The sequence below is a fragment of the Saccharothrix sp. S26 genome (genome assembly GCF_021390395.1).
In the GTDB taxonomy this organism is placed as follows: Bacteria; Actinomycetota; Actinomycetes; order Mycobacteriales; family Pseudonocardiaceae; genus Actinosynnema.
The window spans coordinates 101,441-115,788 of the sequence record NZ_JAJUWT010000027.1; the positions used below are offsets into that span (position 1 = coordinate 101,441).

28 protein-coding genes are annotated in these 14,348 nt (G+C 68.0%); all 28 read right to left on the reverse strand.

The genetic code is table 11. The features are described 5' to 3' along the window. Window positions 1-27: 27 nt before the first annotated feature. Window positions 28-633: a 30S ribosomal protein S4 gene (rpsD, locus tag LZG04_RS35430; protein WP_233825463.1), complete on the reverse strand. Its 606-nt coding sequence runs from the start codon at window positions 631-633 to the stop codon at window positions 28-30. Window positions 634-656: 23 nt separating this feature from the next. Continuing rightward, entirely contained in the window at window positions 657-1,064 is a 408-nt protein-coding gene (gene rpsK, locus LZG04_RS35435; RefSeq protein WP_015105236.1) for a 30S ribosomal protein S11, read from the reverse strand. A gap of 34 nt (window positions 1,065-1,098) precedes the next feature. After that, window positions 1,099-1,479, reverse strand: a complete 381-nt coding sequence (gene rpsM, locus LZG04_RS35440; protein WP_233825465.1) for a 30S ribosomal protein S13 — start codon at window positions 1,477-1,479, stop codon at window positions 1,099-1,101. A 216-nt stretch (window positions 1,480-1,695) separates the two neighbouring features. Further along, a complete protein-coding gene (rpmJ, locus tag LZG04_RS35445; protein WP_010148647.1) occupies window positions 1,696-1,809 on the reverse strand; it encodes a 50S ribosomal protein L36 in 114 nt (37 codons plus the stop codon). A gap of 53 nt (window positions 1,810-1,862) precedes the next feature. Continuing rightward, window positions 1,863-2,084 (reverse strand): translation initiation factor IF-1, encoded by a 222-nt coding sequence (gene infA, locus LZG04_RS35450; protein WP_005166804.1) that lies wholly within the window; start codon window positions 2,082-2,084, stop codon window positions 1,863-1,865. 398 nt (window positions 2,085-2,482) lie between these two features. Continuing rightward, the gene (locus tag LZG04_RS35455) at window positions 2,483-2,623 is read right to left on the reverse strand and encodes a DUF1707 domain-containing protein (protein WP_233825467.1); all 141 of its coding nucleotides are present in this window, start codon (window positions 2,621-2,623) and stop codon (window positions 2,483-2,485) included. A gap of 28 nt (window positions 2,624-2,651) precedes the next feature. After that, window positions 2,652-2,810: a DUF1707 domain-containing protein gene (locus tag LZG04_RS35460; protein ID WP_233825469.1), complete on the reverse strand. Its 159-nt coding sequence runs from the start codon at window positions 2,808-2,810 to the stop codon at window positions 2,652-2,654. A gap of 115 nt (window positions 2,811-2,925) precedes the next feature. After that, window positions 2,926-3,702, reverse strand: a complete 777-nt coding sequence (gene map, locus LZG04_RS35465; protein ID WP_233825471.1) for a type I methionyl aminopeptidase — start codon at window positions 3,700-3,702, stop codon at window positions 2,926-2,928. Window positions 3,703-3,761: 59 nt separating this feature from the next. Next, complete coding sequence (locus LZG04_RS35470; protein WP_123745283.1) at window positions 3,762-4,313, reverse strand: adenylate kinase; 552 nt, start codon at window positions 4,311-4,313, stop codon at window positions 3,762-3,764. Continuing rightward, the gene (secY, locus tag LZG04_RS35475) at window positions 4,313-5,623 is read right to left on the reverse strand and encodes a preprotein translocase subunit SecY (protein ID WP_233825473.1); all 1,311 of its coding nucleotides are present in this window, start codon (window positions 5,621-5,623) and stop codon (window positions 4,313-4,315) included. Before secY ends, LZG04_RS35470 begins: the two co-directional genes overlap by 1 nt. Window positions 5,624-5,876: 253 nt before the next feature. Beyond that, a complete protein-coding gene (locus LZG04_RS35480) occupies window positions 5,877-6,473 on the reverse strand; it encodes a LysE family translocator (RefSeq protein ID WP_233825475.1) in 597 nt (198 codons plus the stop codon). A 247-nt stretch (window positions 6,474-6,720) separates the two neighbouring features. After that, window positions 6,721-7,164, reverse strand: coding sequence for a 50S ribosomal protein L15 (gene rplO, locus LZG04_RS35485; protein ID WP_233825477.1), 444 nt, complete (start codon window positions 7,162-7,164; stop codon window positions 6,721-6,723). After that, complete coding sequence (rpmD, locus tag LZG04_RS35490) at window positions 7,161-7,346, reverse strand: 50S ribosomal protein L30 (protein ID WP_033428588.1); 186 nt, start codon at window positions 7,344-7,346, stop codon at window positions 7,161-7,163. The genes rplO and rpmD overlap by 4 nt, the downstream gene beginning before the upstream one ends. Window positions 7,347-7,348: 2 nt before the next feature. Next, window positions 7,349-7,954: a 30S ribosomal protein S5 gene (gene rpsE, locus LZG04_RS35495; protein ID WP_015105247.1), complete on the reverse strand. Its 606-nt coding sequence runs from the start codon at window positions 7,952-7,954 to the stop codon at window positions 7,349-7,351. Window positions 7,955-7,988: 34 nt separating this feature from the next. Further along, window positions 7,989-8,387, reverse strand: a complete 399-nt coding sequence (gene rplR / locus LZG04_RS35500) for a 50S ribosomal protein L18 (RefSeq protein ID WP_053715224.1) — start codon at window positions 8,385-8,387, stop codon at window positions 7,989-7,991. Between the two features lies 1 nt (window position 8,388). Next, complete coding sequence (gene rplF / locus LZG04_RS35505; RefSeq protein ID WP_233825479.1) at window positions 8,389-8,928, reverse strand: 50S ribosomal protein L6; 540 nt, start codon at window positions 8,926-8,928, stop codon at window positions 8,389-8,391. A 17-nt stretch (window positions 8,929-8,945) separates the two neighbouring features. Continuing rightward, a complete protein-coding gene (rpsH, locus tag LZG04_RS35510; protein WP_233825481.1) occupies window positions 8,946-9,344 on the reverse strand; it encodes a 30S ribosomal protein S8 in 399 nt (132 codons plus the stop codon). A gap of 125 nt (window positions 9,345-9,469) precedes the next feature. After that, complete coding sequence (locus LZG04_RS35515; RefSeq protein WP_033436724.1) at window positions 9,470-9,655, reverse strand: type Z 30S ribosomal protein S14; 186 nt, start codon at window positions 9,653-9,655, stop codon at window positions 9,470-9,472. Window positions 9,656-9,657: 2 nt separating this feature from the next. Next, the gene (rplE, locus tag LZG04_RS35520) at window positions 9,658-10,221 is read right to left on the reverse strand and encodes a 50S ribosomal protein L5 (protein WP_233825483.1); all 564 of its coding nucleotides are present in this window, start codon (window positions 10,219-10,221) and stop codon (window positions 9,658-9,660) included. Then, entirely contained in the window at window positions 10,221-10,535 is a 315-nt protein-coding gene (gene rplX, locus LZG04_RS35525) for a 50S ribosomal protein L24 (protein ID WP_073885913.1), read from the reverse strand. Before rplX ends, rplE begins: the two co-directional genes overlap by 1 nt. 2 nt (window positions 10,536-10,537) lie before the next feature. After that, on the reverse strand, window positions 10,538-10,906 hold the full coding sequence (gene rplN / locus LZG04_RS35530) for a 50S ribosomal protein L14 (protein ID WP_033436721.1): 369 nt from the start codon (window positions 10,904-10,906) through the stop codon (window positions 10,538-10,540). Between the two features lie 78 nt (window positions 10,907-10,984). Further along, window positions 10,985-11,266 (reverse strand): 30S ribosomal protein S17, encoded by a 282-nt coding sequence (rpsQ, locus tag LZG04_RS35535; RefSeq protein ID WP_233825485.1) that lies wholly within the window; start codon window positions 11,264-11,266, stop codon window positions 10,985-10,987. Then, a complete protein-coding gene (gene rpmC / locus LZG04_RS35540) occupies window positions 11,263-11,511 on the reverse strand; it encodes a 50S ribosomal protein L29 (protein ID WP_233825487.1) in 249 nt (82 codons plus the stop codon). Before rpmC ends, rpsQ begins: the two co-directional genes overlap by 4 nt. Further along, a complete protein-coding gene (gene rplP / locus LZG04_RS35545) occupies window positions 11,511-11,930 on the reverse strand; it encodes a 50S ribosomal protein L16 (protein WP_233825489.1) in 420 nt (139 codons plus the stop codon). Before rplP ends, rpmC begins: the two co-directional genes overlap by 1 nt. Before the next feature lie 3 nt (window positions 11,931-11,933). After that, window positions 11,934-12,752 (reverse strand): 30S ribosomal protein S3, encoded by an 819-nt coding sequence (rpsC, locus tag LZG04_RS35550; protein WP_233825491.1) that lies wholly within the window; start codon window positions 12,750-12,752, stop codon window positions 11,934-11,936. Then, window positions 12,752-13,168, reverse strand: a complete 417-nt coding sequence (gene rplV, locus LZG04_RS35555; protein WP_053715232.1) for a 50S ribosomal protein L22 — start codon at window positions 13,166-13,168, stop codon at window positions 12,752-12,754. The genes rpsC and rplV overlap by 1 nt, the downstream gene beginning before the upstream one ends. Window positions 13,169-13,203: 35 nt before the next feature. Further along, on the reverse strand, window positions 13,204-13,485 hold the full coding sequence (rpsS, locus tag LZG04_RS35560) for a 30S ribosomal protein S19 (RefSeq protein WP_015105260.1): 282 nt from the start codon (window positions 13,483-13,485) through the stop codon (window positions 13,204-13,206). A gap of 18 nt (window positions 13,486-13,503) precedes the next feature. Then, a complete protein-coding gene (rplB, locus tag LZG04_RS35565) occupies window positions 13,504-14,340 on the reverse strand; it encodes a 50S ribosomal protein L2 (protein WP_053715233.1) in 837 nt (278 codons plus the stop codon). Between the last annotated feature and the right edge of the window lie 8 nt (window positions 14,341-14,348).

Genomic DNA, 14,348 nt, shown 5'->3' on the forward strand with positions numbered 1-14,348 from the left:
CGGCACGGGGCCGTCCCACCAGGAGGATCACTTCGAGTAGAGCTCGACGATGAGCTGCTCGGTGACGGGCGTGTCGATCTGCGCCCGCTCCGGCAGCTGGTGGACCAGGATGCGCAGGTTGGACTGCACGACCTGGAGCCACGCCGGGATCGGCCGGTCGCCGAAGGAAGCGCGCGCGGCCTCGAAGGGCAGCGTGGGCAGCGACTTCGGCTTCACGTCGATGATGTCGAACTTCGACACCCGGAAGCTCGGGATGTTCACCTTGTGGCCGTTCACGATGAAGTGACCGTGGCTGACCAACTGGCGGGCCTGACGGCGGGTGCGCGCGAGACCCGCGCGGTACACCACGTTGTCGAGCCGGGACTCCAGGATCTGCAGCAGGTTCTCACCGGTCTTGCCGGGGCGGCGAACCGCTTCCTCGTAGTAGCGCCGGAACTGCTTCTCCAGGACGCCGTACGTGTAGCGGGCCTTCTGCTTCTCCTGCAACTGCAGCAGGTACTCGGACTCCTTGATCCGACCGCGGCCGTGCTGGCCGGGCGGGTAAGGACGACGCTCGAACGCCTGGTCCCCGCCGACGAGGTCGACCTTGAGACGGCGCGAGATGCGAGTGGCCGGTCCGGTATAGCGAGCCATGTTGTCTTACTCCTCCCCGTGCCTCAGACCCGGCGCCGCTTGGGCGGGCGGCAGCCGTTGTGGGGCTGCGGGGTCACGTCCTGGATGGTGCCGACCTCGAGACCGGCGGCCTGCAGCGAACGGATCGCGGTCTCACGGCCGGAGCCGGGACCCTTCACGAACACGTCCACCTTGCGCATGCCGTGCTCGGCGGCCTTGCGGGCGGCGTTCTCGGCGGCCATCTGCGCGGCGAACGGCGTGGACTTGCGGGAGCCCTTGAAGCCGACGTGGCCGGCGGACGCCCAGCTGATCACGTTGCCCAGCGGGTCCGTGATGGACACGATGGTGTTGTTGAACGTGCTCTTGATGTGCGCCTGGCCGTGCGAGACGTTCTTCTTTTCCTTGCGCCGGACCTTCTTGACCCCGGCGCCCGTGCGGGACTTGGGTGGCATTTCTGGGTGAACTCCTACTTGCTAGACGCGAGGTTTACTTCTTGCCGGCCTTCTTCTTGCCCGCCACGGTCTTCTTCGGACCCTTGCGGGTGCGCGCGTTCGTCTTGGTGCGCTGCCCGCGGACGGGCAGGTTGCGACGGTGGCGCAGCCCCTGGTAGGTGCCGATTTCCATCTTGCGGCGGATGTCGGCCTGAACCTCGCGGCGGAGGTCACCCTCGACCTTGAAGTTGTTCTCGATGTAGTCCCGCAGCTTCGCCAGGTCGGTGTCGCCGAGGTCCTTGACCCGCAGGTCGGGGGACAGCTCGGTGGCGGTCAGCACTTCCTTGGACCGCGTGCGCCCGATGCCGAAGATGTAGGTCAGCGCGATCTCCAACCGCTTCTCGCGGGGGAGGTCGACGCCAGCGAGTCGTGCCATACGGCGCTTGCTCCTAACAGTGGTGTCGCTCCAGGTCTGCTCCTCGCCCGATCCCGGGACTGACTCGCTGCGTCAGTCCGATCGCTCTCACGACCGGTGTCCCGGCCCCGGCCTGGAGTCCGGGGGTGTGCCGCACGTGGTGCGTGCGACAGGTGCGAAGAGGCTTACTCGGTGTCGCGTCCGGTGAAGACTCGACTCGTGCTGGTCGTGCTCCGCTCAGCCCTGGCGCTGCTTGTGGCGCAGGTTCTCGCAGATCACCATGACCCGGCCGTGACGGCGGATCACCTTGCACTTGTCGCAGATCTTCTTGACGCTCGGCTGGACCTTCACGCCTGAGCTTCTCCTGCGTCAGCCGACGCGCCCGTGCTGGGGCGCGCCGGAGGTCACTTGTAGCGGTAGACGATGCGCCCGCGGGACAGGTCGTAGGGCGAGAGCTCCACGACAACCCGGTCCTCAGGGAGGATGCGGATGTAGTGCTGACGCATCTTGCCGCTGATGTGTGCCAGGACCTTGTGACCGTTCTCCAACTCGACGCGGAACATCGCGTTGGGGAGCGGCTCGACTACGCGGCCCTCGACCTCAATGGCCCCGTCCTTCTTGCCCATGTCCTCCGCGTTTCGTGACGGTGGGTGTTACTTCCGGAGTGCGGGCACGCGGCACCCCGACTCCTCCAGGCCCTTGCGAACCCTTGCCAGCCGGCGGGGACAGATCCCCGGGCATGACGGAACCGGCGCGACGTATGCGCCACCGCTCCATACTACGCGGGCCGGCTCGAACCCCCAAATCGAGCCGGCAGGAGGACGGCCCAGGGCCCGGCGACCCAGAGCCACCAGGGGTGGAGGACCTAGCCGAGGGAGAGGCCGATGATGCCCCAAAGGAGGAAGTTGATCACAGTCGCCAAGAACAAGGCCCAGGTCAACGCCCTCGCCAACGTCCCGGACCGCCTCCCGACCGCCACGGGCGCATCCCGGGGCAGGTCCGCCGTCAGGGCGCTGAGCTCGGCCTACGTGCGCGCCCGGCGGACCGCACGACTCCGCTCGTCGTACTCGGCCAGGGTCGACCCGCCCTCGGCGTGGGCCCGGCCCGACTCCTGCGCGACCAACGCCCGATCGTTGTCAGCCGCACGGGTGAAGGAATCGCGCACGTCACACCTCCCCGCGACTGTAACAGCGTTACCGTGGCGGCCTGACGCTCAACCAGACCACCACCCGCGCGTCGAACTCGGCGAGGTCGAGGCCGCCCTCCGCGTGCGCGCGGTGCGGCCACTGCCGGACCAGTTCACGTTCGGCGTCGGAGGCCCTCACGTCCTCGGGCCGCACAGGCTGCGTCACCGCCGCCACCGACCACCGACCAGGGGGCCGACCCCCGCTTCCGAGCCTCGGAACGGCCCGCATCACCGGGCCGGCGGAGTCGAACTGCTGACCTGCACGTCCGGCGAGGACCGTCTTACTCGTCTTCCAACGCCGTGAGCACCCAGGGCCCGTCGTCCGTGATCGCCACCGAGTGCTCCCAGTGCGCCGCCCGCGACCCGTCCGCCGTGACGACCGTCCACCCGTCGTCCAGCTCGACCGTGCGCTCGGTCCCCAACGTCAGCATCGGCTCGATCGCGATCGCCATGCCGACCTTCAACCGGGGCCCCTTGCCGGGCTTGCCGTGGTTGGGCAGGAACGGGTCCATGTGCATCTTCGTGCCGATGCCGTGCCCGCCGTAGCCCTCGACGATGCCGTACTCGATCCCGTGCTCGTCACCCATCCGCACGGTCGCCGACTCGATCGCGAACGAGATGTCGCTCAACCGCCCACCGGGCACGGCCGCCTCGATGCCCGCGAGCATCGACACGCGCGTGGCCTCGGACAGCTTCAGCTCCGCGTCGGTCACCGACCCCACCGGCAGGGTGATCGCCGAGTCGCCGTGCCACCCGTCCAGGATCGCGCCGCAGTCGATCGAGATCAGGTCACCCTCGGCCAGCACCTGCGTGCGGCTGGGGATGCCGTGGACCACCTGCTCGTTCACCGACGCGCAGATCGACGCCGGGAACCCGTGGTAGCCCTTGAACGACGGGATCGCGCCCGCGTCGCGGATGTTCTGCTCGGCCAGCTCGTCCAGCTCGCCCGTGCTGACGCCCGCCTTCGCGTGCGACGCCAGCAGGGCGAGCGTGCGCGCCACGACCAGCCCGGCAGCCCTCATGGCTTCGAGCTGGCCGCGGCTCTTGATCTCGATCATGCGATCCCGACCGGGAACGACCTGGACGACCCGACGCAGCGCATCGACAAGTCCACCGCTCACTTCAGGTCGCGCAACGCGCGGAGGGCGCGCTCGCTGATCTCGTCGACCTCGCCGACCGCGTCGATGCTCACGACGATGTCGGCGTAGTAGTCGAGCAGCGGCGCGGTCTCCGTCCGGTACACCTGCTGGCGGTGCCGGATCACGTCTTCCTTGTCGTCCGTGCGACCCCGGGCGAGCAGGCGCTCGACCACGACGTCCTCGTCGATCCGGAACTCCAGCACCGCGTCCAGCTTCTGGCCCTCGGCCGCCAGCATCTCGCCCAGCACGCCCGCCTGGGCCGTGTTGCGCGGGAAGCCGTCGAGGAGGAAGCCGTTGGCGGCGTCCGGCTGGGAGAGCCGGACGCGCACCATCTCGTTGGTCACCTCGTCCGGCACCAACTCGCCCGAGTCCAGGTACTCCTGGACTTCCTTGCCCAGATCGGTCTGCTCGCTGATGTGGGCGCGGAACAGGTCCCCGGTGGAGATGTGCGGCACGCCGAGCTCACGGCTGAGCGTTTTGGCCTGGGTGCCCTTGCCCGCACCGGGCGGGCCGACGAGAACGAGTCGCACTAGCGGAGGAACCCTTCGTAGTTGCGCTGCATGAGCTGGCTCTCGATCTGCTTCACGGTGTCGAGGCCGACACCGACCATGATCAGCACCGCCGTGCCGCCGAACGGGAAGTTCTGGTTCTGGCCCTGACCGGTGAGGTCGAGGAACAGGTTCGGCAGGATGGCGACGATGCCCAGGTAGAGCGAGCCCGGCAGCGTGATCCGCCCCAAGACGAAGCGGAGGTACTCGGCGGTGGGACGTCCCGGCCGGATGCCCGGGATGAACCCGCCGAACTTCTTCATCTCGTCGGCGCGCTCGTCCGGGTTGAACGTGATGCCGACGTAGAAGTAGGTGAAGAAGACGATCAGCAGGAAGTAGAGCGCGATGTGGACCGGGCTCGACTGGCTGACCAGGTGGGTGGCGACGAAGCTCTCCCACCAGTTGGGGGCGGAACCGTCGGTGGAGGCGGTCAGCCTGGAGATGAGGTCCGGCAGGTACAGCAGCGACGAGGCGAAGATGACCGGGATGACACCGGCCTGGTTCACCTTCAGCGGCAGGTAGGTCGACGTGCCGCCGTACATCCGGCGGCCGATCATGCGCTTGGCGTACTGGACCGGGATGCGGCGCTGGGCCTGCTCCACGTAGATGACGCTCGCGATGATCAGCAGGGCCGCGACGCAGACCAGGAAGAAGGTCAGGCCACCGCGGTCGAGGATGATCTTGCCCTCGATCGGGATGCGGGCCGCGATGCCGGTGAAGATCAGCAGCGACATGCCGTTGCCGATCCCCTTCTCGGTGATGATCTCACCGAGCCACATGATCACGCTCGTGCCGGCGGTCATGGTGACCACGAGGACGATCAGGTTGAAGATGCTCTCGTCGGGGATGACGGGCACGTCGCAGTTCTGGAACAGCTGGTCGCGCACGGCCAGGGCGATGATGCCCGTGGACTGCAGGACCGCCAGCGCGATGGTCAGGTAGCGGGTGTACTGGGTCAGCTTGCCCTGACCCGCCTGCCCTTCCTTCTTCAGCTGCTCGAACCGCGGGATCACGACGGTGAGCAACTGGATGATGATGCTCGCCGTGATGTACGGCATGATGCCGAGCGCGAAGATCGACAAGTTCAGCAACGCGCCGCCGCTGAACAGGTTGATCAGGGAGTAGATCCCCTGCTGGTCCACCTGCTCGACGCACTGTTTGACGTTCTTGAAGGAGACGCCCGGCGCGGGCATGGTGGCGCCCAACCGGTACACCACGACGATCCCGAGTGTGAACAGGATCTTCTTGCGTAGGTCCGGCGTCGCGAGAGCCGAGCGGAATGCGCCGAGCACGCGAACCTCCATCAGCGTTGCCGCCCCACTGGGGTCGGCATCCTGCGGTGCCGGCTGTGTTGCCGGCACAGTCTTGCGGACATGCCGTCGACCATCGCCGACGGTGGCGGAAGCGACGGATAGCCGCGACCGACCCGGAGGGCATCCGGGTTCAGCCCGCGACTTTAACAGTCGCCTGGCCGATCGCCGTAGTCAGTCTTCCCTCACACTTCGTACCCGATCGGCTACGGCCGCCGGCAAGCCCCCGAATGGATCAAGTTCGACTGGTGGCCAGCAGGCCCGCCATGCCCAGCAGGACGGCCGCGGTGCCCCGGTCCAGCCTGGCCTTGGCCCGCCGGGTGAGCCCGGCCTTGCGGATGCCCGCGCCGAGCACCACGTACACGGTGCCGGCCAGCGCCTCGGCGGCCAGGTAGACCGCGCCGAGGGCGGCGAGCTGCAGCGGGATCGGGCCGCGGGCCGGGTCGACGAACTGCGGCACGAACGCGGTGAAGATCAGCAGCGCCTTGGGGTTGGTGATCGCCACCAGGAACTCCTTGCGCAGGGGCGTGCCCTTCCCGGCCGGGGTTTCGGCGCCGCCCCGCGCCACCAGGATCCGCACGGCCAGGTAGACCAGGTAGGCGACACCGGCCCACTTGATCACGGTGAGCGCGGTCTGGCTCGCGGCCAGGATCGGCCCCAACCCGGCGACCACGGCCCCGACCATCAGGGAGAAGGCCGCAAGGCGGCCCAGGAGCGCCGTGGCGGCCCGCAACGGCCCGTGGTGGACCCCGTGGTGCATCCCGAGCAGGTTGTTGGCGCCAGGCGTCAGTGCGACGAGCACCGACGCGCCGAAGAAGACCGCGAGCCACATGCGAGCACGCTAACCGGCCCGCCAACCGCTTTTACGCCCTGCGCGAACGGCCGTCCCACCAGCCGCCCCGGCCGGCGGGACAGGCCGGCAACCGTCAAAAAGAGACCGTCTCACGTGCACGTCGGACCTGCCCACGAACCCAGACCGGAACGTCCCATCCGTGCAAATCACCCAAACCACCGTCACCCGGCCACGCGAACGGCCCCGGAGCGGGAGGCTCCGGGGCCGTTCGGCAGTGCTTCGTGCGTCAGAGCACGGTGGTGGTGCCACCGGCGGCGGCGATCTTCTCGACCGCGCTGCCGGAGAACTTGTTCGCCACGACGTCGAGCTTGACGCCGTCCAGGTCACCCTCGCCGAGGACCTTCACGAGCTCGTTCTTGCGCACCAGGCCCGCGTGGACCAGCGCGTCCACGTCCACCCGACCACCCTCGGGGAACACCCGGGCGAGGTCGCCCACGTTCACCACCTGGTACTCGGTGCGGAACGGGTTGCGGAAGCCCTTCAGCTTCGGCAGGCGCATGTGCAGCGGCATCTGGCCACCCTCGAAGCGCGGCGAGACGTTCTTCCGCGCTCCGGTGCCCTTCGTGCCGCGACCGGCCGTCTTGCCCTTGGAGCCCTCACCGCGACCGACACGGGTCTTCGCGGTCTTGGCGCCGGGGGCCGGACGCAGGTCATGGATCTTGATGGTCACGACTGGACCTCCTCGACGACCACCAGGTGGCGCACGGCGTGGATGAGCCCGCGCACCTGCGGCGTGTCCTCCCGGACCACCGACTGGCGGATCTTGCGCAACCCCAGGGTCCGGAGGGACTCACGGTGGTTGTGCTTGGTACCGATGCTGCTCTTGACCTGGGTCACCTTGAGCTGCGCCATGGTCACACCGCCCCTGCACGGGCACGGAGCATGCCGGCGGGGGCCACGTCCTCCAGGGGCAGACCGCGGCGAGCGGCCACCTCCTCGGGACGCTGCAGGCCCTTCAGGGCCGCCACGGTCGCGTGCACGATGTTGATGGCGTTGTCCGAGCCCAGCGACTTGCTCAGCACGTCGTGGACGCCGGCGCACTCCAGCACCGCGCGGACCGCGCCACCGGCGATGACACCGGTACCGGCCGACGCCGGGCGCAGCAGCACGACACCGGCCGCCTTCTCGCCCTGCACCGGGTGAGGGATCGTGCCCGCGATGCGGGGGACGCGGAAGAAGTTCTTCTTCGCCTCCTCCACACCCTTGGCGATCGCCGCCGGGACTTCCTTGGCCTTGCCGTAGCCGACACCGACCATGCCGTCACCGTCGCCGACCACGACCAGCGCGGTGAAGCTGAAGCGACGACCACCCTTCACGACCTTGGAGACGCGGTTGATCGCAACCACGCGCTCCAGGTGCGGGGTCTTCTCCTGGGCCGCGCCGCCGCGGCCGCCGTCACGACGGTCGCGACGCTCTCCGCGCTCGCCCCCGCCGCCTTCGCGACGCGTGCGTCCTGGCATCAGGCGTCCCTCTCAATTCGGTTCATGTGCATTGTCAGAACTCCAGCCCCGCCTCACGGGCGGCATCGGCCAGAGCGGCGATCCGACCGTGGTAGGCGTTGCCGCCGCGGTCGAAGACCACCTTGGTGATCCCGGCGTCCTTGGCGCGGGCGGCGGCCAGCTGGCCGACCTTCGCCGCACGGGCCTTCTTGTCGCCGTCGATCGACCGGACGTCCGCCTCCACGGAGGACGCCGCCGCCAGGGTGTGGCCGGCGAGGTCGTCGATGATCTGCACGGTGATGTGCTTCGACGACCGGTGCACCACCAGGCGCGGGCGCTCCGCGGTGCCGCTGACCTTCTTGCGGAGGCGGAAGTGACGGCGGGTCTTGGCGATGCGGCGAGTGGTCGAGATGTCCTTGCCCACCGGCTTGCGCTTCGTTGCAGTCTCGCTCATGTCACTTACCCGTCTTTCCGACCTTGCGGCGGATCTTCTCGCCCGCGTACCGCACGCCCTTGCCCTTGTACGGGTCGGGCTTGCGGAGCTTGCGGATGTTGGCGGCGACCTCGCCCACGAGCTGCTTGTCGATGCCGGACACGGAGAACCGGGTCGGGGTCTCCACCGCGAAGGTGATGCCCGCGGGGGCCTCCACCTTCACCGGGTGGCTGTAGCCCAGCGCGAACTCCAGGTCGGAGCCCTTGAGCGCCACGCGGTAACCGACGCCGTGGATCTCCATCTTCTTCTCGTAGCCCTGGGTCACGCCCACGACCATGTTCTGCACCAGGGTGCGCGACAGGCCGTGCAGCGACCGGCTGCGACGCTCGTCGTTCGGGCGCTTCACCTCGAGGGTGCCGTCGTCGGCCTTCTCGATGATGATCGGCTCGGCGATGGTCAGCGACAGGGTGCCCTTGGGCCCCTTGACGCTCACAGCCTGGCCGTCGATGTTCACGTCGACCCCGGAGGGGACGGTGATCGGCAGTTTTCCGATGCGCGACATTGCCTAGTCCCCCTTCCTCACCAGACGTAGGCGAGGACTTCTCCGCCCACGCCCGACTTGTTGGCCTGGCGGTCGGTCATCAGACCGCCAGAGGTCGAAATGATCGCGACGCCCAGACCGCCCAGCACCTTCGGCAGGTTGGTCGACTTCGCGTACACACGCAGACCGGGCTTCGACACGCGACGGAGGCCGGCGATGCTGCGCTCCCGGTTCGGGCCGTACTTCAGCTCGATAACCAGGTTCTTGGCCACCTCGCCCTGCTCATCGCGGTAGCTCGCGATGTAGCCCTCGCGCTTGAGGATCTCGGCGATGTTGGCCTTCAACTTCGAGTGCGGCATCACGACCTTGTCGTGGTAAGCCGAGTTCGCGTTCCGCAGACGCGTCAACATGTCTGCGATCGGGTCGGTCATCGTCATGGTGACCTGGTCAACCTTTCTCGCTGCGGTTCCCCAGCCAGGGTCCGAGCCGGCCTCGCGGCCGGCTGGTCGTGGACGGGCCTACAGCGAAGTGATGAGTCAAAAAACCTGCCGCCGAGCCGGATCTACCAGCTGGACTTGTTCACACCGGGCAGCTCGCCCCGGTGCGCCATCTCGCGGAGGCAGATCCGGCACAGGCCGAACTTGCGGAACACCGAGTGCGGGCGACCGCAACGCTGGCAGCGGGTGTAACCCCGCACCTTGAACTTCGGCTTGGCCGCGGCCTTGTTGATCAGCGCCTTCTTGGCCATGATCAGTTCTCCTTGAACGGGAAGCCCAGGAGCTTCAGCAGCGCCCGGCCCTCTTCGTCGTTGGTCGCGGTCGTGACCACGGTGATGTCCATACCGCGGGGACGGTCGATGGCGTCCGGGTCGATCTCGTGGAACATCGACTGCTCGTTGAGGCCGAACGTGTAGTTGCCGTTGCCGTCGAACTGCTTGCCCGACAGGCCGCGGAAGTCGCGGATGCGCGGGAGCGCGATCGTCAGCAGGCGGTCCAGGAACTCCCACATGCGGTCGCCGCGCAGCGTGACGCGCGCGCCGATCGGCATGCCCTCGCGCAGCTTGAACTGCGCGATGGACTTGCGGGCCCGGCGGACCTCGGGACGCTGGCCGGTGATGATCGACAGGTCCTTGACGGCACCCTCGATCAGCTTGCCGTCGCGGGCGGCGTCACCGACACCCATGTTGACGACGACCTTCACCAGGCCCGGGATCTGCATGACGTTGGCGTACTCGAACTGCTCGCGCAGCGAGGCGACGATCTCCTCGCGGTAGCGGGTCTTCAGCCGCGGCATGGTCTTCTCAACGGTGGTCATCAGATGTCCTTCCCGTTACGACGGGAAATGCGGACCCGCTTGCCCTCGTCGTTCGTCCGGTAGCCCACACGGGTCGGCTTGCCGTCCGAGTCGACCACCATCACGTTGGACACGTGGATGGGAGCCTCCTGGGTCACGATGCCGCCCGACTGCGCGCCGCGCTCGGTCTGCGTGATCCGGGTGTGCTTCTTCATGCGGTTGACGCCCTCGACCAGGACGCGGTTCTCAGCGGGGTAGGCCTGGATGACCTTGCCGCGAGCACCCTTGTCCTTGCCGGCGATAACCACGACGGTGTCGCCCTTCTTCACCTTCATGGTCAGAGCACCTCCGGCGCCAACGAGATGATCTTCATGAACTTCTTGTCGCGCAGCTCACGACCGACCGGGCCGAAGATGCGGGTGCCCCGCGGCTCGTTGTCGTTCTTGATGAGCACCGCGGCGTTCTCGTCGAACCGGATGTAAGAGCCGTCGGGACGGCGCTTCTCCTTGACGGTGCGGACGATGACCGCCTTGACGACGTCGCCCTTCTTGACGCCGGCACCCGGGATGGCCTGCTTCACCGTCGCGACGATGATGTCCCCGATGCCCGCGTAGCGGCGGCCCGAGCCACCGAGAACACGGATGCAGAGGATTTCCTTCGCACCGGTGTTGTCGGCGACGCGCAGCCGCGACTCCTGCTGGATCACTTACCTGCTCCTTGACCATTCCTGGCCCGCCAGATTTCCGACCTGACGGGCTCGGTCGGCTGTGCCCGTTCTGTGGGCTTACTTGGCCTTCTCGAGGATCTCGACGAGGCGCCAGCGCTTGGTGGCCGACAGCGGCCGCGTCTCCATCAGCAGGACGCGGTCGCCGATGCCGGCGGTGTTCTGCTCGTCGTGCGCCTTCACCTTGGTGGTGGAGCGCATGACCTTCGAGTACCGGCGGTGCTTCGTGCGGTCCTCGACCGCCACCACGATCGTCTTGTCCATCTTGTCGGACACGACGTAGCCCTCGCGGACCTTGCGGTCGTTGCGAACCTCGGTAGTCACTTCGTTGTTCTCGCTCATGCCGCACCCTCACCAGTGGAAACCGCGTCGGGAGAGGCCGAGAGGCCCAGCTCCCGTTCCCGCATCACGGTGTAGATCCGGGCGATCTCGTGCCGGACCGTGCGCAGGCGGCGGTTGTTGTCGAGCTGCCCGGTGGCCATCTGGAAGCGGAGGTTGAACAGCTCCTCCTTCGCCTCCTTCAGGCGCAGCACGAGCTCTTCCTCGGTGAGCTCACGCAGCTCGGAAGCGGTGGTACCCGCTGCCATCAGAACTCACCACCCTCACGCGTAACGATGCGGCACTTCATCGGGAGCTTGTGGATCGCGCGACGCAGCGCCTCGCGGGCCACAGCCTCGTTCGGGAAGCTCATCTCGAAGAGCACCCGACCCGGCTTGATGTTGGCCACCCACCACTCCGGCGAACCCTTACCGGAACCCATGCGGGTCTCGGCGGGCTTCTTGGTCAGCGGGCGGTCCGGGAAGATGTTGATCCAGACCTTGCCACCACGGCGGATGTGCCGGGTGATGGCGATACGAGCCGACTCGATCTGCCGGTTGGTCACGTAGGCGGGCTCCAGAGCCTGGATGCCGTACTCGCCGAAGGTGACCTTCGTGCCGCCCTTGGCAGCACCGGACCGTCCGGGGTGGTGCTGCTTGCGGTGCTTAACCCTGCGCGGGATGAGCACGACTCAGCCCTCCGTCTTCTCTTCGGTCGGTGCGGCGGCCTGGTCGCCCGCAGCGGCCCGGCCGGCCTCGGTGCTCGTCGCCGTGGTGCCGCTGGCGCCGGAACGACGCGCCCGGTTCGGGCGGTCGGCGCGGTCGCGACGCGGCGCGCGGTCGGCCGCCGGGGCGGCGTCGCGCTCGCGCTTGGCGCTGATGCCACCGACCACGTCACCCTTGTAGATCCACACCTTCACGCCGATCCGGCCGAACGTGGTGCGGGCCTCGAAGAAGCCGTAGTCGATGTCGGCGCGCAGCGTGTGCAGCGGCACGCGGCCATCGCGGTAGTGCTCGGAGCGGGACATCTCGGCGCCGCCGAGACGGCCGCCGCACTGCACGCGGATGCCCTTCACCTGGGGCGAACGCATGGCCGACTGGATGGCCTTGCGCATCGCGCGGCGGAACGCCACGCGGTTGGACAGCTGCTCGGCCACGCCCTGCGCGACGAGCTGCGCGTCCGACTCCGGGCTCTTCACCTCGAGGATGTTGAGCTGCACCTGCTTCTTGGTGAGCTTCTCCAGCTCACCGCGGATGCGGTCGGCCTCGGCGCCGCGGCGGCCGATGACGATGCCCGGACGGGCGGTGTGGATGTCGACGCGAACCCGGTCACGGGTGCGCTCGATCTCCACCTTGGAGATGCCGGCCCGCTCCATGCCCTTGGAGAGCAGCTTGCGGATCTTGACGTCTTCCGCCACGTACTCGGCGTACTGCTTGTCGGCGTACCAGCGGGACTTCCAGTCCGTGGTGATACCAAGTCGGAAGCCGTGCGGGTTGATTTTCTGGCCCACTACCGAGCCCCCTTCCTGTCAGCGCCGGCCTTCGCGCTGGTCTTCTTCGGACGGCTCTCCACCTCGACGGTGATGTGGCTCGTCCGCTTGCGGATCCGGTAGGCGCGGCCCTGGGCGCGCGGGCGGAACCGCTTGAGGGTCGGACCCTCGTCCACGTAGACCTTCGACACCCACAGGGTGTCGGGGTCGAGGGACAGGTTGTTCTCGGCGTTGGCCACGGCGCTCTGCAGCACCTTGCGGACCGGCTCAGATGCCGCCTGCGGCGCGAACTGGAGCACGGCCAGGGCCTCGCTGGCGCTACGACCCCTGATGAGCTCGACGACGCGACGCACCTTCATGGGCGTGTCACGGACGTAGCGAGCCCGAGCCACGGCGCGCGGGAACTCCGGCGCTTCGGCTTCGTTACGGGCGTTCATCGCTGCTTCCCCTTGCTCTTCCTCTAGTTCGTCGCCTAGCGACGGCGCGACTTCCGGTCGTCCTTGATGTGGCCCTTGAACGTGCGGGTCGGGGCGAACTCGCCGAGCTTGTGCCCGACCATCGCCTCCGTCACGAACACCGGCACGTGCTTGCGGCCGTCGTGCACCGCGATCGTGTGGCCCAACATGTCGGGGATGATCGTCGACCGGCGGGACCAGGTCTTGATGACGGTCTTCTTGCCCGACTCGTTGAGGACGTCCACCTTCTTGAGCAGGTGGTCGTCCACGAAGGGGCCCTTCTTAAGGCTGCGAGGCATCCTTCACTCCCTCCCTGCTCAGCGCTTCTTACCGGTGCGACGACGCCGGACGATGAGCTTGTCGCTTGGCTTGTTGCGGCGGCGGGTGCGACCCTCGGGCTTGCCGGCCGGGTTCACCGGGTGGCGACCACCGGAGGTCTTGCCCTCACCACCACCGTGCGGGTGGTCGACCGGGTTCATGGCGACACCACGCACCGTGGGCTTGCGGCCCTTCCAGCGCATGCGGCCGGCCTTGCCCCAGTTGATGTTCTGGTGCTCGGCGTTGCCGACCTCGCCCACCGTGGCGCGGCACCGGACGTCCACGTTGCGGATCTCGCCCGAGGGCATCCGCAGCTGGGCGTAGGGGCCGTCCTTGGCGACGAGCTGCACGCTGGCGCCCGCGGACCTGGCGATCTTCGCGCCGCCGCCGGGGCGGAGCTCGATCGCGTGGATCACGGTGCCGACCGGGATGTTGCGCAGCGGCAGGTTGTTGCCCGGCTTGATGTCAGCCTTCGGGCCGTTCTCCACCATGTCGCCCTGCTGCAGCTTCGACGGGGCGATGATGTAGCGCTTCTCGCCGTCGAGGTAGTGCAGCAGCGCGATGCGCGCGGTGCGGTTGGGGTCGTACTCGATGTGAGCGACCTTGGCCGGCACGCCGTCCTTGTCGGTGCGGCGGAAGTCGATCAGGCGGTAAGCCCGCTTGTGACCGCCACCCTTGTGCCGCGTCGTGATCTTGCCCGACGCGTTGCGACCACCACGGCCGTGCAGCGGGCGGATCAGCGACTTCTCCGGCGTCGTCCGAGTGATCTCGGCGAAGTCGGAGACGCTCGCACCGCGACGACCGGGGGTCGTCGGCTTGTACTTGCGAATGCCCATCTCTACGC

Bases quoted from the DNA above. Each gene is read 5' to 3' on its own strand.
- rpmC (WP_233825487.1), bottom strand. From the start codon at position 11,511: ATGGCAGCGGGTACCACCGCTTCCGAGCTGCGTGAGCTCACCGAGGAA.
- rpsQ (WP_233825485.1), bottom strand. From the start codon at position 11,266: ATGAGCGAGAACAACGAAGTGACTACCGAGGTTCGCAACGACCGCAAG.
- rplB (WP_053715233.1), bottom strand. From the start codon at position 14,340: ATGGGCATTCGCAAGTACAAGCCGACGACCCCCGGTCGTCGCGGTGCG.
- rpsM (WP_233825465.1), bottom strand. From the start codon at position 1,479: ATGGCACGACTCGCTGGCGTCGACCTCCCCCGCGAGAAGCGGTTGGAG.
- rplR (WP_053715224.1), bottom strand. From the start codon at position 8,387: ATGAGCGAGACTGCAACGAAGCGCAAGCCGGTGGGCAAGGACATCTCG.
- LZG04_RS35515 (WP_033436724.1), bottom strand. From the start codon at position 9,655: ATGGCCAAGAAGGCGCTGATCAACAAGGCCGCGGCCAAGCCGAAGTTC.
- rpsD (WP_233825463.1), bottom strand. From the start codon at position 633: ATGGCTCGCTATACCGGACCGGCCACTCGCATCTCGCGCCGTCTCAAG.
- rpsK (WP_015105236.1), bottom strand. From the start codon at position 1,064: ATGCCACCCAAGTCCCGCACGGGCGCCGGGGTCAAGAAGGTCCGGCGC.
- map (WP_233825471.1), bottom strand. From the start codon at position 3,702: ATGATCGAGATCAAGAGCCGCGGCCAGCTCGAAGCCATGAGGGCTGCC.
- rpsS (WP_015105260.1), bottom strand. From the start codon at position 13,485: ATGCCTCGCAGCCTTAAGAAGGGCCCCTTCGTGGACGACCACCTGCTC.
- rpsE (WP_015105247.1), bottom strand. From the start codon at position 7,954: ATGCCAGGACGCACGCGTCGCGAAGGCGGCGGGGGCGAGCGCGGAGAG.
- rplX (WP_073885913.1), bottom strand. From the start codon at position 10,535: ATGAAGGTGAAGAAGGGCGACACCGTCGTGGTTATCGCCGGCAAGGAC.
- LZG04_RS35480 (WP_233825475.1), bottom strand. From the start codon at position 6,473: ATGTGGCTCGCGGTCTTCTTCGGCGCGTCGGTGCTCGTCGCACTGACG.
- rplE (WP_233825483.1), bottom strand. From the start codon at position 10,221: ATGACCACCGTTGAGAAGACCATGCCGCGGCTGAAGACCCGCTACCGC.
- rplF (WP_233825479.1), bottom strand. From the start codon at position 8,928: ATGTCGCGCATCGGAAAACTGCCGATCACCGTCCCCTCCGGGGTCGAC.
- rpmD (WP_033428588.1), bottom strand. From the start codon at position 7,346: ATGGCGCAGCTCAAGGTGACCCAGGTCAAGAGCAGCATCGGTACCAAG.
- infA (WP_005166804.1), bottom strand. From the start codon at position 2,084: ATGGGCAAGAAGGACGGGGCCATTGAGGTCGAGGGCCGCGTAGTCGAG.
- rpsH (WP_233825481.1), bottom strand. From the start codon at position 9,344: ATGACGATGACCGACCCGATCGCAGACATGTTGACGCGTCTGCGGAAC.
- rplV (WP_053715232.1), bottom strand. From the start codon at position 13,168: ATGAACGCCCGTAACGAAGCCGAAGCGCCGGAGTTCCCGCGCGCCGTG.